This is a genomic window from Micromonospora sp. NPDC050276 (assembly GCF_044459545.1).
Taxonomy (GTDB): Bacteria; Actinomycetota; Actinomycetes; order Mycobacteriales; family Micromonosporaceae; genus Micromonospora.
This window is the reverse complement of sequence record NZ_JBITJA010000003.1, coordinates 586679-607632: the sequence shown is the minus strand read 5'-3', so window position 1 is coordinate 607632 and position 20954 is coordinate 586679. Positions and strand designations below refer to the sequence as shown.

The window sequence follows — 20954 nt, the reverse complement described above, 5'->3', positions numbered from 1 at the left end:
AGCCGGCTCTTCGGAGAAGTCACTTCCCGGACCCGCCGAGACCCAGGATAGAACTCTCCTCCCAGCGGTGTCTTGACACAGAGGGGAGCCAGATGAGGGCGCGCTGTCTCGGCGACGCGAGAGGGCCTGCGGCTTTCAGAGGGCGGCGATTGATCGGGCGTCCCGCACTGCCCAATACTGACCGCTGGCATCGGGCACGCTACGGGCACGGTCATCTGACGTCGAGGAGGGTCGTCATGGCGTTGGTCAAGAAGGGCTCTCGGCTCATAACGGTTGACGGGGTCACCTACAGATGGCGAGTGCGCGGCAAACCAACCTATGTCCAAGGGCTGTGTGAGCGACCGCTCGCTGTCGCTGTAGAACAGGTCGATTGCAAGGGCAGGGTGTGCTGGCCGGCATGCCTCAGGACCATCCAAGTAACTGGATTGGCGGGTCGGCCGTGCCCGTTCTCCCGTCGGCGGTCGCTGCGATTGCTCGCAAGGCATTGGCCGAGGGATGGCAAGCTACCCCGTCAGGCACGGCCTTCCTTATGACTGCGCCCGTGGGCTGATGACACGACGCTTCGGTGACCGGGCCACGTTCGCGGTGGAGATCGGCGAGGTCGAGCCGCACCAACTCCGCGTCGTCCGGGTGGGCGGCTGGCACGAGGCTGACCATCGAGGACAACTACGCCTTCCTCCCGTTCTTCATCCGCCCGTTCTTCATCCGCGTTATGCGGTCGAGCGCGGCGCAGGTGCGCCGACGCGACGTCAAGCCCTGTCCCTTCCCGGGCGGCCTCAGCAGCGGCCCTGGACTCGATCGCCCTTCAGCTCGGGCACGTACTTGTAGGTCGTGCTCATGCTGACACCAGGAGCGTGGGACGAGTAGCGTTCGGCGATCACGACCTGAGTGCGGCGAAGAGGTCCGGGATCAGCGCAGCGTTGGGGTGGCTCAGAGGCACGGTCAACACGGGCTTCTCGACGCCTGCCTGATGGATCCAGATCATGCCGTTGCGCAGGGATGCCGGGCTGATCGATGCCCAGGGCAAAGAGAAGCGTGGCTTCGCACACGCGATGCCGTCCCGGCTCACCTTCACGCTACCGCCGACCGTGACGGTCTCACCACGGCGAACCTGGCTGACCAGCCCGTTGAGCAACCGGGGCTCCAGGTACTGCCTGGCCAGGTTTACCAGGAACGTCCACTCCTGCGGCTGTTCGGCTCGGCGGCCTCCTTTCGAGAGGCTCACGACGACCTTCGGCCCGCCGTAATACGGGTAACGCCCCACCTGGAAGTCCCACCTGTTGTCGTAGAAGGTGGGGAACATGAAGCGCCTTTCGGCGACCTGGATCGACGAATAGCTGACCCACTCCACCTGGTCGAGTGCGATCGTTTTCCTGCCGTAGGTGATCACCTGCGGGTCGGCGTGAAGACGTGTCCAGCCGAGGGTGGTGTCGAGGACCGGAACCCCGCCGGGCTGCGGCGGCCCCGCGGACGGCATCGGGTCTTGTGGGGGTGCTGATGTGGAGGACGCGTTCCGGGGGCTGGGGGCTACCACGTCGGGTCGTGGAGCCGGCGCTTGTCGCGTCGGTGGCGGCTGGGGCTGGTCCTGCCGGACGTCGGGCCTTCGCGTCGTCGCACCAGTCTCTCGCGGTGCCGTGCGGGGTGCAGGACCGAACTCAGCGGCACTGGCCGTGTGTTCGAAGAGCCACGCCGGCGTGTGGGCGCGTGGGTAGGCGGCCAGGTCCTCCCGGTAGTGCTCGGGGGCCAGCAGATGGTCGTCCGGGAAGGGCCGATCGCCGTAGTCGTAGTCCGTGGTCATCTGGGCGCCTGTTCCAGCGCTGACGCTGACGGTGAGCAGCAGGCGCCACCACGGCCCGGCCGGCATCCGTGCGGCTAGATGCCGCTGCCGGCGGACCAGCACGGCTATCTGCTCGGGTACCCGAGCCTCGGTGCTCCGACTCTCGGACCAGAACCGCAGCTGGGCGACCTCGCCGGACACCGTGAAGGAGAAGACCGCCGTGAAGCGGTCCCACCCCGGCGGACCGAGCAGGGCCAACTGCTGTGCGATCGGGCCGAGCAGCGCAGACGCCCTGGCCGCGATCACCTCGGTGGGGGTGTCGATGGTGAACGAGGCGATGCCTGCGGAGCCTTCCGATGCGGAGTCAAGCCGAATGACCTCGTCCCTGAGGTCGGCCATGAATCCTTCCCTGGCCGGCCGGCGGCGCACGTACGCCTCCTCGGCGGTGAACATCTCCTCCGCCTGCCGCGTAGGGATCGAACTCGACATCTCCTTCACTCGTCCCGCATCACTCACCAGGAAAACCGACCTGCCCACCGGCATGTCCAGAAAGGCCATCGGATCGCTTTCGTCGACGTCCACCGGCGCGTACACGCTCCAGCCCGCTTCGAAGCGATCCACGACAAGCCCCTGCGTGGGGTAGTCGAGGCGGCGTGCCCGGATCCGCTCCCCGACAAGCGAGACGGCCCGTGCCGCGGCCATCCGCTCGCTTTCCGTCGTCGAGGCGTGGTCGAGAGGGTGGTCGGCCCGGCCACCGGTGCTGGCCGACGAAGGGCCGCGGTAATGCTGTGTGAGGTCGAACCAGAGGCGCACCTCCTCGGCGGTCTCGATGTCGACACCGGCCGCGATCACCGACCAGGAGCCGCTGACGTCCCGCCCGTAGAGGGTGATGTGGGCGCTGTCATCGCAGACCGACACGTAGTTTGTCCGATAGCTGTCGCCGAATTCGGCGGCTTCTCCGAGGGTGGGCGCTGTGGAGGCGACACGTTCGCCGAGCCGTTCCCCACCAGCGTCGGAGGCAGCCATCATGTAGCGGGTCATCGATCCTGCTCCTGTCGCGACTAGCGGGTGGGGGCGGGATCACCTGCCGCACCAGTAGCTGACGATGTCGCCTTGCCGGTGGGGAGCGCCCCAGTACCAGTGCAGACCTTGCCACAGTGACGAGTTGGCTGAAATGGGCGAGGCGACGGGGCCGGCACCCTCAGAGGACGGTTCGGGAGTTAGGTCCTTTTCGGGGCGAGAGCGAATATTCCGGGCTCGCCCTCGGTCGGGATCTTGCGGCTGACCAGGCGTCTCAGCTTTCCGCAGGTCCCTTCCGCATGTTTCGATAGAGGCTCTATGCGCTGCTTTGGTTGCCGTTCAAGCAGTTTCGACGATCCGGTTCTCCCAGGCCCATACGGCGATCTCGGTGCGGTTGCGGAGGCCGAGCTTTGTCTGGATGGTCGAGACGAAGGCCGAGTACGAGGCTGCCCTCCCCGCCCTGTCGATCTACCTCAGCGGCTTGATGTACGAAGCGATGCGCGACCTCTTTCAGCTGAACCCGCATGACGGGCCAAGCCCGCGCGACATGTTCGAGCGCCTCGTCGCCTGGGGACCGTTCCGAAGATCAATCCTCGAGGACCGGTGACCATGCTTTGTCGCTACTGGACGCGGGTGAGGGGACCTCCGCACGACCCGCCGCGTCCACAGCGAATCATGATCGTTCCACGACAGCGAATAGACCGACGCAATTCAGCTCCGAAGGTGACGCGATGGCACCTTTCGCTGATCCGCGCAGGATGAAGGAGGGGTTTTGAGTATCACCGCGGACAGGCCGGCCACGATCGCCGCAGATCCCTGCACTCTCGTCTCGGCCGAGGTCTTCGACAAAATCACCCGTTACTTCGCCGCCAGACAGGAGGTAAGCCAGGCCTACCCCGAGCGCGCGGTCGGGCTTTCCTCGTCTTTCTGAAAGCGTATGCCGATCGCATGGGCAGGAGCGACTTCGGGATGCTCCTGCCGACCGGCGAGTCCTACCGGGTCGTCCCGACCCGGCCGGTCGACGCTGTCTGGCACGCCGCCCTGCAGATCAGCGAGCCCTACACCGCCGCCTGCAAGGAGATCGCGGGCCACTCTACGTGCACCATCGGCCGATCCTGACCGAGGCCATGCAGGACGGCACCGCCATCACCTACACACTCGCGGCGCTGCACCAGACCGGCTACCGGGTCGACATGGAATTCTGGGGTGGCGAGGCCGAGTCCTGCTGTCCGCCGAATCCGCCTCAGCCCGGCAAGTAGCAGAGAAGAGAACCGATGCGCAGCGACTGGACGGCTCTGCCGGAGACCGTCACGGCAGGGATCGCCGAACGGGTCGGCGGAACCTTCGACGTCACCCCGGTTTCCAATGGCAACCACGCCGAGATCGCCTCGACCGTCACCGGGCCCGCCGGACAGGTCTTCGTCAAGGCGGCCTCCGGCGAGTTGAGCGTTCGGTCGCTGCGCTACGAACTGGCGACAACCCGGGCCATCGACCGGTACCCGCCCGCAGTCCTGTGGCAGTTCGAATCCGATGGCTGGCTGGTGGCGGGGACCGAGCATCTTGCCGGTCCTCACCCCGACCTGTCTCCCGGCAGCACGGATCTCAATTTGCTCCGAGCCGCACTGAACGCACTTCAGGAGACGCCGGCGCCCGACGAGACGTGGTTCACTCCGGCAACCCGGCTCGGATTCGCGCACCCGGCGATGGACGGCGGGACACTCATCCATTCGGACCTCAACCCGGCGAACCTGATCGTGACGCCAGTCGGCCTACGCATCGTGGACTGGGCGTGGGCAACCAAGGCCGCCGCATGGGTCGAACTCGCGTTGCTCGTCCAGTGGCTGATCGGCAGCGGACACAGCGCCGAACAGGCGGAAGAGTGGTTAGCGCAGCTTCCCGCATGGACTGCGACTGACCGTCAGGTCCTGGACCACTTCGCGTCGCGGAACGCAACGAAGTGGGCCGCCAGGTCCCGGCAGAGCACCGAGCGCTGGGTACGCGACCTCGCAATGTGGACCGGCGAATGGGCGGACCATCGGGCCCACGGCCGCCAGTCAACCCATGAACCATAACCGTCAGCACCCTCTCGCCACGCGGCACCGGCAGCGGTCGCCCCAACTCCTCAACTAGCCAGCAGGCCCGCTCGGGACCGCAAATCAGGTCACACAGCCGGGCGGCCCATGGCGGTCCGAACCCAGAACCAGCCGCGCTGCTCCCAATCTGCTCCCAATGTAAGCGGCACATACGGCAAAGCCCGTTACCGATGACTCCGGTAACGGGCTTCTGACCTGCAAAAACTGAGAGTGGGCGATGCTGGTATCGAACCAGCGACCTCTTCGGTGTGAACGAAGCGCTCTCCCACTGAGCTAATCGCCCTCAGCGCCGCTGACTCTACCCGATCGTGGAACCGGACCGGAAATCCGGGGTCAGTGCGTCGCGAGGTACTGCATCGCCTTGGCCACCACGTCGATGCCGAGGCTGTACTTGAGGGATAGCCAGACGACGGTGGCCACGAAGACCAGGCCGACCGAGCCGAGCACGATTCGCACTGCCAGCGACTGCTTCGTCACCCACTGCGTCCAGCCGTGGACGTGCCGGCGGGTGAAGCCGAGCAGTCGGCGGGCCCAGTGGTATTCGACGGCCCAGATGCCCAGCCCGGCGATCACCAGCAGCCAGCCCGGCCCGGGGAGCGGGATGAGGGCGATGCCGATGGTCACCACCAGCGCCCCGGCGATCGCGATGAAGATCTTGAGGGCGATCCGGCCGGTGGGGTTGGCGCGGATGAGGTCGAGGGTCATCGAGATCCGCTCGCGCCAGCGGGGGCGGCGCGGCGGGTCCTGCACGGCGATTCCGCCGCCACCACGAGCGCCGGCGTCGCTGCCGCGACCAACACCGGTGCCGCCACCACGACCAACGGCGGCGCCGCCACCATCGCCACCGGAACGACCGGCGTCGGACGCCGGCCGACCGGCCCGTTTGGGCTGCTCCATCGGCACTCCGTACCCCCGCTTTTCGGCTGCTCGGACCGCGACGTTCGGCGGGCCGGGCGGCGCCGCCGGATCCACTGAGGATTGCTTCGTCACCATTTCACCCCCCAGTGTCGCTCGGGCCCGTCACTGCAACGGCCGACTGGACGTTACCGGAGTAAGTCGACGACTGAGCCACCCGATACCGGGCGGGATCACGCACTGGGCAGAACCGGAAATCCTACATGAATCCTCACATTCACGCGGCCTTTCCGTCCCCCTTCCCACCACTGGGTGAAGTCAGCGTATGGCGGAGCGTAGCCAGGAGTAGCACCTGAGTATGGGAAAAGCGGGACACGCGCGTTCCGCAGCGGTGCCGGGGGGAGAACGTCCATGAGTGTCATCCGACCGACGACCGTAGAGGTCGAGACGTCGCTAAGGCTCGTCGCACCTGACGCCACCGCCTTGCCGGTGCGTGCCAGTCTGCGTTACGACCCTGCTGACCCGTATGCGGTCCATGTCCTGTTCCATGCCGAATCGGCCGGGGGCGAGGCGGTGAGTTGGTCGTTCGCTCGCGAACTTCTGGTCACCGGCCTGGACGAACCGGCCGGCATCGGGGATGTGCGGGTCTGGCCCTGGGCCACACCGCGCGGCGACTTCGTCGCGCTGGCCCTCTCGTCACCGGACGGCAACGCCCTCTTCGAGGTGCCGCGCAGCGTCCTGGTGCGTTTCCTTCGACGGACCTACGTCGTCGTCCCGCGCGGCCGTGAGGCCGAGCACCTGGACGTCGACACGGCGGTGAACCGGCTGCTGGCCGGTCGCTGACCGCCCGAACGGGCAACACCGGCCACACCGGGGCCGCGCGGATCTGCCGAGTCCGCGCGGCCCCGGCACACCTAGGGGTACGCGGACAGTCCGCCCCGGGTCGGCCGGTGCTCACCCGTGCGTGGTGATGCCGCCGTCGACGGGGATGACCGCGCCGGTGAGGTACGCGCCGGCCCGCGACGAGAGGTAGATGGCCGTGCCCGCCATGTCCTCGGGGCGGCCGATACGGCCCAGCGGCACCTGCTGCTCGATGGCGGCCCGGCTCTCGGGGTCGTCGAGTGCGAACGCCATCATCTTGCTCTCGAACGGGCCGGGCGCGATCGCGTTGACGGTGATCTGCTCGCCGGCCAATTGGTGGGCGAGGCTGCGGGTGAGCATGTGCACGGCCGCCTTGGTGGCCGAGTAGGCGTACACCTCCATGAACGGCACCCGGATGCCGTCGATCGACCCGATGTTGATCACGCGGGCCGGGTCGTCGGCGCTGGCGGCGGCGCGCAGCGCCGGCAGCAGCGCGGTGGTGAGCCGGAAGACGGCCTTGACGTTGACCGCCCAGAGCTTGTCGAACGCGGCTTCGGGGTAGTCCTCCAGCGGTGCGCCCCAGGTCGCGCCGGCGTTGTTGACCAGTACGTCGAGACGGCCGAAGCGCTCGCGCACGGCGGCGGCCAGGGTCTCGGCCCCGGCGTCGTCGCTGACGTCGGCGGGGATGGCCTCGCAGCGGCCCTCGGCGGAGAGGGTCGTGGCGACCGCCGTGCAGACGTCCGCCTTGCGGGACGAGATGATCACGTGTGCGCCGGCCCGGACGAAGCCCTGGGCGATCATCAGCCCGATCCCCCGCGAGCCGCCGGTGACCAGGACCGTCTTACCTTCGACCGAGAACAGCTGCGTCATGCTCATCCCATCGCGAGTCGGCGGGGGCCACCGGCCGGGCGGGTGGCCGGCGGATGCCGGGCGGACCGCGGACCGACGGCGCTACCGCCGGGTAACGTAGCCCGGCCGCCGGGATCGCGACAAGCCCGTGGCGCATCGCGGATTCCGCTACGAACGTCGATCGGGATGCGGTGACCTGCGGTTCGGGCTACCGTCGCAGGCGATGGTCTCCACCGATCCCTCCCCCGCGCCATCGATCGGAACGGCGTCTGGCGTAACCGACGAGATAGCCACGTTCGCGTTGGCCGACCTTGCCGGCGACCCGGGCTGGCGTCGGCCGGTGATCGTCGAGCGGGAGCTGCTGATTCTCACCACCCGTGGGCACGGCGACGCGGAGCTCGACTTTCATCTGCTGCCGTGCCGGCCCGGCACACTGCTGCGGGTCCGCCCCGGCCAGGTGCTGCGCTGCGTCGGCCCCCAGTTCGACGCCACCGTGGTCGCCTGGGACCCCGACGCGCTGCGCGACCTCGACCTCGACCTGACCACGACCGTGACCTGGCGGCAGTTGGCCGGGGAGGACGAGGACGCGGTGATCAGTGAGGTGAGCCAGTTGGCGGTGGACTGTCGGCGGCACCCCGACGGTCCCGCCGCCCGCGCGCTGCTCCGGCACCAACTGGCCGTGCTGCTGCTGCGGCTCGCCCTGGCCCACGCCGACCGGGCGCCGGCCCGACCCGAGGACGAGACGTTCCTCAGGTTCCGCCGGGAGGTGGAGCATGGCTACCCGCACACCCGTCGGGTGGAGGATTATGCGGCCGGGCTCGGCTGCTCGGTGCGGACGCTGACCCGGGCCTGCCTGGCCATCACCGGTCGCAGCGCCAAACAGGTCATCGACGAGCGGGTCGCGTTGCAGGCCGGGCGGTTACTCGCCGCGACGGATCAGCCGATCGCCCAGATCGGCCGGCGGCTCGGCTTCTCCGAACCCACGAACTTCGGCCGCTTCTTCACCCGCGAGGTCGGGGTCAGCCCCGGCGCGTTCCGGGCCGCCCGGGACCAGCCGGCGGCCGGCCGGGTGGTCCGACCCCGACCGCCGGCCGAGTCGACGGGCGCCAACGGCGGCAGATTCCACGCCGGCACCCCGGGCGAATCGACCAACGGCGGGCACGCCACGAGACCCGGGCCGCCCGCCGGGCCGCCGGGCGGCACCGGCCGGGCATGATGGCAGGGTGCAGATCTCCGCGCGCGGCGACTACGCGGTACGGGCGGCGTTGAGCCTCGCCACCGCGTACCCCTCGCTGCTGTCCACCCAGGCCATCGCCGCGGAGCAGGACATGCCCCGCAAGTTCCTGGAGGCGGTCCTGGCGGATCTGCGGCGGGCCGGCATCGTCCGCGCCCAACGCGGCGCCGAGGGTGGCTACACCCTCGCGCGCCCGCCGCGCGAGGTGACGGTCGGCGCGGTGCTGCGGGCCGTCGAGGGCCCACTGGCCGGGGTACGCGGGCTGCGTCCCGAGGAGACCCGGTACGAGGGCTCGGCGGAGAACCTGCCCGGCCTGTGGGTGGCGGTCCGCGCCGCCGTGCGGCGGGTCGTCGACGAGGTGAGCCTCGCCGAGATCGTCAGCGGTCGACTGCCCGCGCACGTCCGCAAGCTCACCGCGCTGCCCGACGCGTGGGAGCCCCGCTGAGCCGGTGCCGGCTCACACCGTCCACACCACCTCCTCGGTGCTGAGCCGGGGCAGCCGCTCCGACCAGGCGGCCGCGCCGGGGCGGCCCACGTTGAGCAGCAGCAGCGCCTGGTGCCTGCCGTCGGGAAAGAGCTCGGCGGTCACCCCGGCGGCGTCGAACCCGGCCATCGGGCCGGCGGCCAGCCCGGCTCATCCCGCTGCGACATGACCCCATGCTGCCGGGGAGGGGAACGAGCGGTCAACGGTCTTCCAGAAGATGAGACTTCTATCGTTGACGATGTTACGAAGCGCTCCGAGCAGCACTTACCGTGCCGCAACACCTATCTGTTGAGTAGAGGTTTCGGCACGCGATGAGCACCGTCCAGGGCGGACAGCGAGACGGTTTCAAAAGTTGCCGGTTCGGGAATGTTCGATCTCGACACGGCAGGGAACGGTGACGAGGGGAGTCCTCCGATGGGCCTCATGTTTCGCAAGCGCAAGAAGTACGGTCCGATCATCCTGAACTTCACCGAGAACGGCTTCTCCTCGTGGAGCATCAAGATCGGGCGCTGGTCCTGGAACTCCAGGGCCCGCGCGCACCGGGTCGACCTGCCAGGTCCGCTGTCCTGGAAGCAGGACAAGTCCCGGTCGTAAGCATCCCGGGAGTCGAGCGGGGTGCCGGTGATTCACCGGCACCCCGCTCGGCGTCCACACCCCACCCCAGCCCCGACCCCGCCCCAGCCCCAGCCCCGCCCCAGCCCCGCCCCGCCCCAGCTCGTCGATCTTGCACTTTCGGTCGTCGTTTTGCGCGAAATACCCCTTACGCCGCCGCAGAAAGTGCAAGATCGCGGCGGGGTCAGGCGGGGGGCGGGGTGGGGTGGGGCGGGGTGGGGTGGGGCGGGGCGGGGTGGGGTGGGGTGGGGTGGGGTGGGGTGGGGTGGGGGTCAGCGGGTTGGGGTGATGATCTCGTCGCCGGCGAGTCGGCCGGACTCGCGGTCGCGTCGCAGGTCACCGGCGTCGAGCAGGTCGGTGAGCGCGCGGTTGGCGTCGGCGGCCCGGTAGACGGTCGCGGTCAGGGTGTGTCGGCGCAGCTCGGTGACGGGCCGTGGCCCGCTCGCGCGCAACTCGGCCAGCAGCTCGTGGGCCAGCGGTTCGAGGTCGGGATCGTCGACCACGTCGACGGTCGTGCCGGTCGGGTCGAGCGGGTCGCGGTAGCGCAGGTCGAGATCCGCGCCGACGGCCCAGAGCGCGTCGCGGACCGCCTCCAGACTCCGGTCGGAGCGGCTGCCGAACGCGATCACACCGGCCGCCTCGCCGTCCGGCAGCACCGGTGTCACCTCGGCGACCAGCGGAAAGCCGGCGGTGACGAGCGCGTCTCGGGCGCTGTCGCCGGTGCGCAGCAGCAGCTCCCCGGTCCGGCCGTTGGTCGCGGCGGTGAGCAGCTTCGGCGTCACCGCGCCGGGCAGGTCCACGAAGGAGAACAGCGGCGCGCCGGCCGCCCCGGCGGCCTTCACCGCGACCGGTAGCCGGTACGGATCGCCGGGCAGCAGGTGCACGGTGACCTCGGCGGGTAACTCCGCCTCGATGGGGCCGAGTCGGGCCGGCAGGTCGGCGGCGGCGTCGGCCAGCACCAGCACCGTCACCTGCCGGCCGCGCACCTGGTCGCCGTGCGCAGCGACCAGGCGCAGAGCGGCCTCCGCGGTGCCGGCGTCGACGCCCGCGAGGGCGATGGTGGCTCGCCGGGAGCGGTGCAGGGCCGCGGGCAGCCAGGTCGTCAACTGGCGGACCAGCAGCTCGCGGAGGAAATCAGTGGTCCGGTCGGTCGGCATCGGTCCGTTCTACCGTACGGACGGTCAGGCCGGGACGGAGATCCCCACCCCGCCCCGGGTCTGCCCGCCGTAACGCCGCCGCTCGGCGTCCAGGTCGAGCCGACCGATCTGCTTGCGGGCGGCCAGCGCGGCGTCGTCGAGCAGGTCGGCCGGGATCAGCCAGACCACCTCGAACTCCAGACCGTCCGGGTCCTTGCCGTAGAGGCTCTTGGTGGTGCCGTGGTCGGAGGTGCCGACCAGTGCGTTGGCGGCGACCAGGCGCTCGGCGGTGGCGGCCAGCTCGTCGAGAGTGTCCACCTCCCAGGCGAGGTGGTAGAGGCCGACGGTGGACCGACCGGCGGTCGACCGCCCGGCGCCCGCGCCGATCTCGAACAGGCCGAGGTCGTGGTCGTTGGTGGAGTCGGGGGCTTGGAGGAAGGCGGCGCCCCGGAAACCGTCCGGGGTCATCGCCACCGGGCGGAAGCCCAGCACGTCGCGGTAGAACGCGACACTGCGGGCGAGGTCACTGACGTAGAGGACCGCGTGGTTGAGCCGGTGGATACCCATGACCAGAGCGTAGCGCGTTTTGGTTGAGCGTTCAACTACCTGCGGTATGATGGCAGTCATGACCCGCTGGCTGAACCCCGACGAACAACGCACGTGGCGGGCGTACCTCACCGCCTCCCGGGTGCTGATGAACACGCTCGACCGCGAGCTGCAACGCGACGCCGGCATGCCGCACGCGTACTACGAGATCCTGGTCCAACTCTCCGAGGCCCCCGGTCGCCAACTGCGCATGAGCCAACTGGCCCAGGCCTCGGGGTCGTCGCGCAGCCGGCTCTCGCACGCCGTGGCCCGACTGGAGGCCGCCGGCTGGGTGCGCCGCGAGGACTGCCCCACCGACCGACGCGGGCAGATCGCACTGCTCACCGACGAGGGTTTCGCCACCCTCGCGGCCGCCGCACCCGGCCACGTCGAGGGGGTACGCCGACACCTGTTCGACGCGTTGAGCCCGGCGCAGGTCGACCAGCTGCGCCGGATCAGCGAGACATTGGCCGAGCACCTGACCGGATCCTGACCAATCGACACCGGCGCGGGTCTTGTACTTACCGTCGCCGGATGAGCACGATGGGGCGTGTCTTCCGGCTTCGGTGAACTGACTGATCAGGCGCACCACCTCGTGTCCTCCGGCGATCTGGCCGGTGCTCAGCAGCTGCTGTCCGACGCGCTCACCGACGCCGACCCCCGCCCGGCCAACGCCACCCCCGAGCTGGCCGAGGCGGCCAGCCTCCAGGCGCGGGTGCTGATCGCCCTCGGTGAGCCACACTCGGCCCGGGGCTGGGCCGCCTTCGCGTACGCGGCCACCACCCGCCTGCACGGCCGGGCCGACCCGCGTACGGTGGCCGCCGCGGCAACCCTGGCCGCGGTGCTGCACCGGGTCGGCAGCCACTCCCGCTCCGCGCGGCTCTACCAGGAAGTCATCATCGAGCTGACCGCGCAGGACGGTCCGGAGTCACTGCGGGTGCTCGCCGCGCACGCCGACCTGGCCACCGTCGAGTACGCACGCGGCCAGTGCACGGTCGCCCGCGACCGCCTCCAGGACGCCTGGGAGCTGCACCGCGAGGTGTACGGCGACGGGCACCCCAGCGGCATCAAGATGGTGGCGCGGCTCGGGGCGATGCAGCGCGACTGCGGGCAGTTCGCCGAGGCACACGACAATCTGGCGCTCGCCCGTGAGCTGTGCCGGCAGCACCTGCCCGCCGACGACCCGCTGGCCGCGCAGGTGGCGTCCCTGGCCCGGGCGGCGGCCAACCCCGACCACGCCTGCGCCGACAACCCGCCCACGGCCCGGGACACCCCGGTTGTGCCGGCCGCCCGCATCCCACCGCACGGCGATGGGCCGGTCGAGTCCGGCTACCACCCGCCGACACCCCCGCCCCAGCACGCCGGGGCGGTCCCGAATCCCCGGATGCCCTCCGACGAACCGGTCGGATCGGCCGGCGGCAGATGGCCCGGCGATTCGTCGGACGAACCCCCGCCCCACCCCGCCGACACTCCGGTACCGCCGTCGGTGGTCGGGCTGGCCGGTGGCAACCAGGAGCAGCCCGGCGTGTACCGGCTGCACCGCCCCGGCGCACCCTCGGACCCGTACCCGCCGTCCGAGTCGTACGCACCGTCCGAGTCGTACGCGCGGCCCGACCCGTACGCGCCGGTCGAGCCGTACACGCCGTCGCGGCTGCTGCCGGTGCCGGTGCACCGGGCGCCGCCGGCGCAGCGCAACCGGCTGGTACCGGTGGTGGTGGCCGGCGTGGTCGTGGTGCTGCTCGGCGCGGCGGCGGTGATCGCCGGGGTGGCCCGCGTCGACGGCGACGACGAGCCGACCACGCCGCCGGCCAGCGCCTCCCCCACCGCCGGCGCGCCGACCAGCACCGCGCCCGCCCCGAACGGTGCGGCACCCCCACCGGCTGGCTCGGCGGCACCGCCCGGCACCCCACCCAGTGCGGTGACTCTGCGCGACAACCGGGACAGCATCGCGCTGAACTGGACCTACCCGGCCGGCAGCGAGGGTCCCGTGGTCATCGCGGGCGGCCGCACCGGCCAGGCCCACAACATCTTCGCGACCCTTCCCGCCGGCACCACCAGCTACGTCATCTACGCGCTCAACCGCACCAACGACTTCTGCTTCACCGTCGCCGTCGCCTGGTCCACCGACACCGTGGCCCAGTCCAAGCAGGTCTGCACCCGCCGCCGCTGATCCGCCGGCCGCACCCGGCGAGCCACACCCCACCGGCACCGCCGCGCCCGGCGGGTGGCGAAGCGCGCCCGCCAGCCTCACTCACCGTGGCTTAGCCGTTGAGGAACCCGCCGTGGCACCCCGTCACGCCCGACGCCGAGCCCCAATGCCCCCCACCCGCCCTTTGCTCTGCTGCCCTCGATGCACCACTGCCGGTGATCAGCTGAAACATCGCGACAGCCACTTTGACCGGTGCTGGGCGGGCATCACATCACGTAGCTGTCGCACCCGCGGGTGCAGAGCAAAGGGGGACTGTGGGGTTGGTTGGGGCACGTCGCCGTCAATGACCGTCAGCTGCTGACGCATTGCCTGCCGAGGCCGGCAACGCCGGCAGCAGCAGGCACACCCGCAGCCCTCGCCGCTGCGGCGCGTCGGTCAGGGTGATGCTGCCGCCCGCACGTCGGACCAACTCCCGAACGATGGCCAGCCCCAGGCCGGCGCCACCGTGGTCGCGGGCCCGCCCGTCATCCAGCCGGGTGAACCGGTCGAAGACCCGCTCCCGGTCCGCCACCGGGATCCCCGGGCCGTCGTCGGTCACCGTCACCAGGTGGTACGCCCCGAGCGCCGGCCCCGCCGTCGACGTCGCCTCGGCCGCGAGCACGACGCTGCCGTCCGCGTGCCGTACCGCGTTGTCGACCAGGTTGGCGAGCACGCGACGCAGCTCCTCGACACTGCCGATCGTCCAGAGCGGGCCCGCCGGCAACGCCACCCGCACCGGCGGTGCCGGATAGCGGGCGGCGACCTCGGTCAGCAACGCGCCCAGCTCCACCGGGCCGGTCCCCCGGGCCGGTGGCGCCTCGTCCAGCCGGGCCAGCAGCAGGAGATCGTCGACCAGGCGGCTCAGCCGGTCGGTGTCGGCGAGCAGGTTCGCGGTCACCGCCGTCCAGTCCGTCTGGTCGGCGAGGCGCTCGGCCACCTCCAGCTCCGTTCGGATGTTGGTCAACGGGCTGCGCAGCTCGTGCGCGGCGTCGGAGACGAACGCCCGCTGCCGGACCCGGGCGGACTCCAGCCGGTCCAACATGCCGTTGAGCGTGACCGCCAGGCGGTGGATCTCGTCAGCCGACGCCGGCACCGGCAGTCGGCCGGTGCCGGCCCTACCGGTGATCTCCTCGGCGCCTCGACGCAACGCCTCGACCGGCCGCAGCGTCGCGCCCACCACCCGCCACGCCACCGCGGCCAGCACGGCCACCAGCAGCGGAAACGCCACCAGCAGGATGGTCCGAACCACGTGGGTGCTGTGCCGCACGTCGGCCATCGAACGGGCGACCAGCACGGTGAGCGGGTCGGCCGCGGTGCCAGCGGGTACCGCTACCACCCGGACCGGTCCGGCGAGCCCGACCCGCTCGGCCGGCACCTCCAGCCGCTGCCGGCCAGTGCGATCCAGCCGCTCCGGTCGGACCATCGGCACCAGACGATCGGCGTCGATCGAGGCGGCCCTGATCCGCCCCTGCCCGTCGACGACCTGCACACGGACCTGTCCGCCGGCCACCGGCAGCGGATCGGGCAGCGCATCCTCGGCGGCGAGCAGCGCGACCGCGTCGGCGGTGCGGAACGCCTCGGTGTCGACCGTGCGCTGAAGCACGAAGCCGAGCGCGCCGAGCAGCACCACCCCGCCCAGGGCCAGCCCGACGGTGAGGCCGACCACACCGATCGCCAGAAGCCGCCCGCGCAGCCCGAGGACCGGCAGGCCGGGCCAGGCCCGACTGGCGGGCGCCGGGCCGCCGGTGCTCACGTGGCCAGCCGGTAGCCGGCACCCCGGACCGTCTCCAGCCGGTCCCGGCCGAGCTTGCGGCGCAGGTAGCCGACGTACACCTCGACGACGTTCGGCGCGGTGTCCAGGCTGGCGTCCCAGACATGGTCCAACAACTCGATCTTGGAGATCACCTGGCCCGGCCGGCGCATCAGGTAGTCCAGCAGCGCGAACTCCCGGGTGGTCAGCGCCACCTCGGCGTCCGCCCGGGTCACCCGTCGGCGGGCCGGATCCAGCCGCAGGTCACCGACCGCCAGCACGGTGGGGCGCTCCGGCGCGCCGCGACGTAGCAGCGCCCGCAGTCGGGCCAGCAACACCACGTACGAGAAGGGTTTGGTCAGGTAGTCGTCGGCCCCGCAATCGAGGCCGTCGGCCTGGTCGTACTCGCCGTCCTTGGCGGACAGCATCAGCACCGGCAACCAGTGCTGCTCCGCGCGCAGCCGCCGGACCAACTCGTAGCCGGAGAGGCCGGGCAGCATCACGTCGAGGATCATGGCGTCGTACCCGCCGTGCCGGGCCGCGTCCAGGCCGGCCGGGCCGGTTCCCGCCACGTCCACCGCGAACCCCTCGGCCTGCAGGCCGCGTTGCAGGGCGGCCGCCAACCGGGCCTCGTCCTCCACCACCAGCACTCGCACAGCTCAAGGGTGCCACCCGGGTCAATCGGCGCGGTTTGGTGTCCTCAGCGCGTTCACAGCACCGAAGGGGCAGGATGGCCGCAGGAGGTGCCACCATGTCCGTCCTGAGAAGCCGTCCCGTCCTGCGGTGGCTGGTCCCGGCCACTGCGGCCGTCGCCGTCATCGGCGGTGGCGCGGCGATCGGCACGTTCGCCGCCGAGGCCGAGCCGAGCCTGCCGCCCCGTACCGCCGCTCAACTCCTCGTCGACCTGCAGACCTCCCGGCTGGAGGGGTTGTCCGGGACCGTCGTGCAACGCGCCGATCTCGGCCTGCCACCACTTGTCGGACTGCTCCCCGGCAACGAGCTGACCACCATGCTGACCGGCACACACACCCTGCGGGTCTGGTACTCCGGGCCGGACCGGCAGCGGGCCGCGCTGCTGGACACCCTCGGCGAGCAGGACGTGATCCGCAACGGCCAGGACCTGTGGACCTGGCAGAGCCGCACCAACACCGCCACCCACCGCAGGCTGGGCGGCGACGCCGGGGCCTGGAAGCCCGCTCCGGAAGCGGCGGCGAGCCTGCCGGCCACCCCGCAGCAGGCCGCCGACCTGGCGTTGGGCGCCATCGACCCGAGCACCGAGGTCAGTGTCGGCCGCTCGGCCACGGTCGCCGGCCAGGACGCGTACGAGCTGGTGCTCCAGCCACGCGACCAGGGCTCCCTGGTGCACCAGCTGCGGATCGCCATCGACGCCAAGCAGCACGTGCCGCTGCGCTTCGAGGTGCTCGCGAAGGGCAGCGACCAGCCGGCGTTCGAGGTGGCCTTCACCGAGGTCGACTACCGTCGCCCCGACCCCGACCAGTTCACGTTCAACCCGCCGCCCGGCGTGACGGTCACCGAGGAGAAGTCCGAACGACCGGCGGGCAAGCCCGGTCACGACGTCGGCCCGGAGGCTGACCCGCAGGTCCGCGCGGTGGGCGAGGGCTGGACCACCGTGCTGGTCGCCCGCCTGGACGGGGCGGTCGGCGGCAAGCCCGCCACCCCGAAGCCGGCCGCTCCCCCGGCCGGTGCCGCACCGGAGATGGACCTGTCGAAGCTGCTCGGCGGCCTGCCCGCGGTCAGTGGCGACTGGGGCAGCGGTCGGCTGCTCACCGCCAAGCTGTTCAGTGTGCTGCTCACCGATGACGGTCGGGTGCTCGCCGGAGCGGTGACACCGGAGCGGCTCTACCAGGCCGCGCGCGGCTGATCTCCACGATGTTGGCGCCGGGTCGACCTGTGCTGGTCGGCCCGGCGCTTCGCGGTGCGCGAGGCTCGGGTCAGCGGGCGCCGAGGGCGCTCAGGTACGCCTCGGCGAGGACCGCGTGGCCGGGCAGGTGCGGGTGGACACGGTCGTCGGCCCAGCGCTTCGCCGGGCTCACCGCCAGCACCCGGTCGAACGCGGCCTGGTTGGGCACGTGCACCGCGTCGAACTCGGCGGCCAGTCCCGCCACGACCGCGGCGTACCGGTCGGTGTCGGCGCGTTGCGGGTCGCCACGGTCCGCCTCGATGAAGAACGGGTCACCGAGGATCAGTCGGCAGCCGGTGGCGGCAACCGCCCGACGCAGCAGGTCGCGCAGGGTGCGCTCGTACTCGTCGATGCCGACCGCCTCATCCGGCCGGTCGCTGTAGCGCCGCCAGATGTCGTTGATCCCGATCAGCACCGCGAGCCAGTCGGGGCGCTCGGCGATGGCGTCGTCGTCCCAACGCACGGCCAGGTCGCGCACGGTGTCGCCGCTCACACCCCGGTTGATCCACTCCAGCTCCAGCTCCGGGTGCCGCGCGCCAACCAGGGCGCGCACGAGGTTGACGTACCCGTTGCCGTAGGGCGCGGCGACGTCGCGTCGACCACAATCGGTGATGCTGTCGCCGATGAAGACCACCCGTTGGCCGGTCCGCAGGATCATCCGCCGTCACCTCGCGATCACCGGCGCGCCGACCCGGCCGGCTTGGTGAGAACCGGCGGAAGGCGCTATCTTCAACAGTTCGAAGGGCACAAAAAAGAACGGCTAAAAGCCGTTCCTGCAAAGGATTCTAATCTTTAGGGAGACGGCTTGTCAAGGCACTCCGGCGGTTCCGGCGAATTGCCGCTCGACGACGAGATCGGTCGCGAGCAGGAGTACGTCTCGATGCTCTACAACCGGCTGGACGGGCTGCGTGAGCAGGCTGCCGATCGGCTCGCCGCCGAACTGCGCAACACCGGCGGCACCCTCCAAGATCGCTCGCAGCGGGACAGCTCGGTAGCGATGTACGCCGATCAGGTCGAACAGTTCTCCGCCGTGGAGAACGGGCTCTGCTTCGGCCGCCTCGACGGCGATGACGACTCCCGCCGCTACATCGGCCGGATCGGCATCTTCGACACCAGTGGTGACTACGACCCGTTGCTGATGGACTGGCGGGCCCCCGCCGCCCGCCCGTTCTACCTCGCCACCGCCGCGAACCCGCAGGGCGTCCGCCGCCGCCGGCACCTGCGCACCCGACAGCGCAAGGTGACCGGGCTCAACGACGAGGTGCTCGACATCGACACCGCCTCCCCCGGCGGCCACGAGGAGCTGACCGGTGAGGCGTCGCTGCTCGCCGCTCTCAACGCGGGTCGTACCGGCCGGATGCGGGACATCGTCGAGACCATCCAGGCCGAGCAGGACGAGATCATCCGCGCGGAACTCCCGGGCGTCATGGTGGTCCAGGGCGGCCCCGGCACCGGCAAGACCGCGGTCGCGCTGCACCGGGCGGCGTACCTGCTCTACACACACCGCCGGGAGCTCTCCAGCCGGGGTGTGCTGCTGGTGGGCCCGAACGCGACGTTCCTGCGCTACATCTCCCAGGTGCTGCCGACGCTGGCCGAGACCGGCGTGCTGCTGCGTACCCAGGGTGATCTCTTCCCCGGAGTGAGCGCCCAGCGGACCGAGCCTGCCGAGACGGCGGCGCTCAAGGGGCGGGCGGTGCTGGCCGAGGTGTTGGCGCTGGCCGTACGGGACCGGCAGTGGGTGCCGGACGAGCAGCTGGAGATCGAGGTCGAACGGGAGACGCTGACCCTCGATCCGGAGATCGTGCGCGCCGCCCGGGATCGGGTCCGCCGCACCGAGCGGCCACACAACCTGGCCCGTGCGCTGTTCGACGTGGAGATCGTGCACGCGCTCGCCGAGCAGGTGGCCGAACGGATCGGCGCCGACCCGCTGGGCGGGGACAACCTCCTCGATGAGGCGGACCGGGCCGAGATCCGGCGGGAGCTGCGCGAGGAACCGGAGATCCGGGCCGCCCTCGACCGGTTGTGGCCGGTACTCACCCCGCAGCGGCTGCTCGCCGACCTGTACGCCGACCCGGACCGGATCGCCGCCGCCGCGCCGATGCTCACCGACGACGAGCGGGCGCTGCTGCGACGCGAGCGGGGCGGTTGGACGCCGGCCGACGTGCCGCTGCTGGACGAGGCCGCCGAACTGCTCGGCGAGGACGAACGGGCCGCCGCCGCCCGGCGGGACCGCATTCGCATGATGGAACGGGAGTATGCCGAGGGCGTGCTCGAAATCGCCCGGGGCTCGCGCTCGATCGACGTCGAGGACGAGGCCGAAGGCGGCGAGATCCTCGGCGTCACCGACCTGATCGACGCGGACCGGCTGCTGGAACGGCAGGAGGAGGCCGACCGGCTGACCACCGCGCAGCGGGCCGCCGCCGACCGCACCTGGGCGTTCGGCCACGTCATCGTGGACGAGGCGCAGGAGCTCTCGCCGATGGCCTGGCGCCTGCTGATGCGCCGCTGCCCGAGCCGGTCGATGACGATCGTCGGGGATGTCGCGCAGACCGGCGCGCTCAGCGGCACGCCCTCCTGGGCGGACGCCCTCGCTCCGTACGTGGCGCAGCGGTGGCGACTCACCGAGCTGACGGTCAGCTACCGCACCCCCGCCGAGATCATGGCGGTCGCCGCCGACGTGCTGGCCGAGATCGACCCGGCGTTGCGGCCGCCGCGCTCGGTGCGGGAGAGCGGCGTACCCCCGTGGGACCGGACGGTGCCCGACGGGCAGTTGGCGGCGGAGTTGGTGGCCGAGGCCACCCGGGAGGCGGCCGGGCTGACCGAGGGCCGGCTCGGGGTGCTCGTGCCCGCCGGCCGGGTGGGTGAGTTGGGCGCGGCGGTGACCGCGGCCCTGCCGGAGGCCGCCGTCGGCGAGCACCCGGAGCTGGAGAGCCGGGTGGTGGTGCTGACCGTCGCGCAGGCCAAGGGGTTGGAGTTCGACGCGGTGCTGGTGGTCGACCCGGACCGGATGGTGGCCGAGTCGCCGCGCGGCCGCAGCGACCTCTACGTCGCCCTCACCCGCGCCACCCAACGCCTGGGCGTGCTGCGTCCCGCGAGCTGACCACGAGTCTCGCCGCCCCCACCGAGTTGTCGCTCGGCGGGGGCGGCGGGTGGGTCAGTCGTTGGACCTGTCCCGGATGGACTTCGCCGGGCCGGTCGCGGAGGTGGACTGGTCGCTGGTGCCACCACCCATCGGGGTGCTCAGGCCGCCGGTGGTGGCGTCACCGGTCGTGGTCGGGGCGACCTTGCCCGGATGCCGCTCCGGTTGCCGGGCCACCCGGCGTACGCTCGCCGGCCCGGCGGTGCCACCGGTCGTGGTCACCGCGCCCTGCCCGCCGACGGGGCCACCGTCGCGCAGGACCTGTGGATCGATCCGTTCGTTCGCCGGATCGAGCGGGTCATCGCGCTGGATCTGGCTCTCCACATCGGTGCGGGGCACCGTCACCTCGTCGAGGGCGCCCTTGCCGTACACGCCGCCGGCGATCCGATCCTCGGCCTCGCGGGCGGCGTTCTGCCGCATGTCGTCCTCACGCACGTCCATCACCTCGCA

General features: G+C 71.2%; 23 protein-coding genes, 1 tRNA gene and 1 pseudogene. 14 read left to right on the top strand and 11 right to left on the bottom strand.

All coding sequences use genetic code 11. The features are described 5' to 3' along the window. Positions 1–549: 549 nt before the first annotated feature. Positions 550–772: pseudogene (locus tag ACIBF8_RS08895) on the top strand (hypothetical protein); the annotation flags it as partial. A 105-nt stretch (positions 773–877) separates the two neighbouring features. On the opposite strand, the gene ACIBF8_RS08890 reads toward ACIBF8_RS08895, so the two are convergent. Further along, positions 878–2818, bottom strand: a complete 1941-nt coding sequence (locus tag ACIBF8_RS08890) for a hypothetical protein (protein ID WP_396781749.1) — start codon at positions 2816–2818, stop codon at positions 878–880. Positions 2819–3215: 397 nt separating this feature from the next. Here ACIBF8_RS08890 and ACIBF8_RS08885 point away from each other — a divergent pair, with 397 nt between their 5' ends. From ACIBF8_RS08885 to ACIBF8_RS08865, 5 genes are all read left to right on the top strand, one after another. Next, the gene (locus ACIBF8_RS08885) at positions 3216–3404 is read left to right on the top strand and encodes a hypothetical protein (protein ID WP_396781748.1); all 189 of its coding nucleotides are present in this window, start codon (positions 3216–3218) and stop codon (positions 3402–3404) included. A gap of 165 nt (positions 3405–3569) precedes the next feature. Further along, complete coding sequence (locus ACIBF8_RS08880) at positions 3570–3728, top strand: hypothetical protein (protein ID WP_396781747.1); 159 nt, start codon at positions 3570–3572, stop codon at positions 3726–3728. A gap of 17 nt (positions 3729–3745) precedes the next feature. Next, a complete protein-coding gene (locus ACIBF8_RS08875) occupies positions 3746–3916 on the top strand; it encodes a hypothetical protein (protein WP_396781746.1) in 171 nt (56 codons plus the stop codon). Next, positions 3895–4056, top strand: a complete 162-nt coding sequence (locus ACIBF8_RS08870) for a hypothetical protein (RefSeq protein ID WP_396781745.1) — start codon at positions 3895–3897, stop codon at positions 4054–4056. Before ACIBF8_RS08875 ends, ACIBF8_RS08870 begins: the two co-directional genes overlap by 22 nt. Before the next feature lie 15 nt (positions 4057–4071). After that, complete coding sequence (locus ACIBF8_RS08865) at positions 4072–4869, top strand: aminoglycoside phosphotransferase (protein ID WP_396781744.1); 798 nt, start codon at positions 4072–4074, stop codon at positions 4867–4869. Positions 4870–5101: 232 nt separating this feature from the next. On the opposite strand, the gene ACIBF8_RS08860 is transcribed toward ACIBF8_RS08865, so the two are convergent. Then, a tRNA-Val gene (locus tag ACIBF8_RS08860) sits at positions 5102–5173 on the bottom strand. A gap of 50 nt (positions 5174–5223) precedes the next feature. Beyond that, complete coding sequence (locus ACIBF8_RS08855; RefSeq protein WP_396781782.1) at positions 5224–5862, bottom strand: TIGR02611 family protein; 639 nt, start codon at positions 5860–5862, stop codon at positions 5224–5226. Positions 5863–6156: 294 nt separating this feature from the next. Between ACIBF8_RS08855 and ACIBF8_RS08850 the strand changes: the two genes are divergently transcribed. Continuing rightward, positions 6157–6588 (top strand): SsgA family sporulation/cell division regulator, encoded by a 432-nt coding sequence (locus tag ACIBF8_RS08850; RefSeq protein WP_007457244.1) that lies wholly within the window; start codon positions 6157–6159, stop codon positions 6586–6588. Between the two features lie 111 nt (positions 6589–6699). Here the strand turns inward: ACIBF8_RS08850 and ACIBF8_RS08845 are convergent, their stop codons facing one another. Further along, a complete protein-coding gene (locus ACIBF8_RS08845) occupies positions 6700–7476 on the bottom strand; it encodes a glucose 1-dehydrogenase (protein WP_396781743.1) in 777 nt (258 codons plus the stop codon). Between the two features lie 202 nt (positions 7477–7678). Here ACIBF8_RS08845 and ACIBF8_RS08840 point away from each other — a divergent pair, with 202 nt between their 5' ends. Both ACIBF8_RS08840 and ACIBF8_RS08835 read left to right on the top strand, forming a co-directional pair. Next, positions 7679–8671 (top strand): helix-turn-helix domain-containing protein, encoded by a 993-nt coding sequence (locus ACIBF8_RS08840; protein WP_396781742.1) that lies wholly within the window; start codon positions 7679–7681, stop codon positions 8669–8671. A gap of 7 nt (positions 8672–8678) precedes the next feature. Beyond that, positions 8679–9134: an Rrf2 family transcriptional regulator gene (locus tag ACIBF8_RS08835; protein WP_030333674.1), complete on the top strand. Its 456-nt coding sequence runs from the start codon at positions 8679–8681 to the stop codon at positions 9132–9134. 12 nt (positions 9135–9146) lie between these two features. Here ACIBF8_RS08835 and ACIBF8_RS08830 read toward each other — a convergent pair whose 3' ends face one another. Next, on the bottom strand, positions 9147–9302 hold the full coding sequence (locus tag ACIBF8_RS08830; RefSeq protein WP_396781741.1) for a hypothetical protein: 156 nt from the start codon (positions 9300–9302) through the stop codon (positions 9147–9149). A gap of 285 nt (positions 9303–9587) precedes the next feature. Here ACIBF8_RS08830 and ACIBF8_RS08825 point away from each other — a divergent pair, with 285 nt between their 5' ends. Then, entirely contained in the window at positions 9588–9767 is a 180-nt protein-coding gene (locus tag ACIBF8_RS08825; protein WP_124770697.1) for a DUF4236 domain-containing protein, read from the top strand. A gap of 290 nt (positions 9768–10057) precedes the next feature. Here the strand turns inward: ACIBF8_RS08825 and ACIBF8_RS08820 are convergent, their stop codons facing one another. After that, positions 10058–10942, bottom strand: coding sequence for a hypothetical protein (locus tag ACIBF8_RS08820; RefSeq protein ID WP_396781740.1), 885 nt, complete (start codon positions 10940–10942; stop codon positions 10058–10060). A gap of 24 nt (positions 10943–10966) precedes the next feature. After that, complete coding sequence (locus tag ACIBF8_RS08815) at positions 10967–11488, bottom strand: VOC family protein (RefSeq protein ID WP_396781739.1); 522 nt, start codon at positions 11486–11488, stop codon at positions 10967–10969. Positions 11489–11537: 49 nt separating this feature from the next. On the opposite strand from ACIBF8_RS08815, the gene ACIBF8_RS08810 reads away from it, so the two are divergent. Then, positions 11538–11999, top strand: a complete 462-nt coding sequence (locus ACIBF8_RS08810) for a MarR family winged helix-turn-helix transcriptional regulator (RefSeq protein ID WP_396781738.1) — start codon at positions 11538–11540, stop codon at positions 11997–11999. A gap of 57 nt (positions 12000–12056) precedes the next feature. After that, the gene (locus ACIBF8_RS08805) at positions 12057–13676 is read left to right on the top strand and encodes a tetratricopeptide repeat protein (protein WP_396781737.1); all 1620 of its coding nucleotides are present in this window, start codon (positions 12057–12059) and stop codon (positions 13674–13676) included. A gap of 319 nt (positions 13677–13995) precedes the next feature. Here ACIBF8_RS08805 and ACIBF8_RS08800 read toward each other — a convergent pair whose 3' ends face one another. Then, on the bottom strand, positions 13996–15372 hold the full coding sequence (locus ACIBF8_RS08800; RefSeq protein WP_396781781.1) for a sensor histidine kinase: 1377 nt from the start codon (positions 15370–15372) through the stop codon (positions 13996–13998). A gap of 71 nt (positions 15373–15443) precedes the next feature. Beyond that, on the bottom strand, positions 15444–16100 hold the full coding sequence (locus tag ACIBF8_RS08795) for a response regulator transcription factor (RefSeq protein ID WP_396781736.1): 657 nt from the start codon (positions 16098–16100) through the stop codon (positions 15444–15446). A gap of 95 nt (positions 16101–16195) precedes the next feature. Here ACIBF8_RS08795 and ACIBF8_RS08790 point away from each other — a divergent pair, with 95 nt between their 5' ends. Further along, a complete protein-coding gene (locus ACIBF8_RS08790; protein ID WP_396781735.1) occupies positions 16196–17326 on the top strand; it encodes an outer membrane lipoprotein carrier protein LolA in 1131 nt (376 codons plus the stop codon). A 70-nt stretch (positions 17327–17396) separates the two neighbouring features. Here the strand turns inward: ACIBF8_RS08790 and ACIBF8_RS08785 are convergent, their stop codons facing one another. Further along, positions 17397–18023: an SGNH/GDSL hydrolase family protein gene (locus ACIBF8_RS08785; RefSeq protein WP_396781734.1), complete on the bottom strand. Its 627-nt coding sequence runs from the start codon at positions 18021–18023 to the stop codon at positions 17397–17399. Positions 18024–18170: 147 nt separating this feature from the next. Here ACIBF8_RS08785 and ACIBF8_RS08780 point away from each other — a divergent pair, with 147 nt between their 5' ends. Then, on the top strand, positions 18171–20465 hold the full coding sequence (locus ACIBF8_RS08780) for a HelD family protein (RefSeq protein ID WP_396781733.1): 2295 nt from the start codon (positions 18171–18173) through the stop codon (positions 20463–20465). Positions 20466–20519: 54 nt separating this feature from the next. Here ACIBF8_RS08780 and ACIBF8_RS08775 read toward each other — a convergent pair whose 3' ends face one another. Then, on the bottom strand, positions 20520–20939 hold the full coding sequence (locus ACIBF8_RS08775) for a hypothetical protein (protein WP_396781732.1): 420 nt from the start codon (positions 20937–20939) through the stop codon (positions 20520–20522). Between the last annotated feature and the right edge of the window lie 15 nt (positions 20940–20954).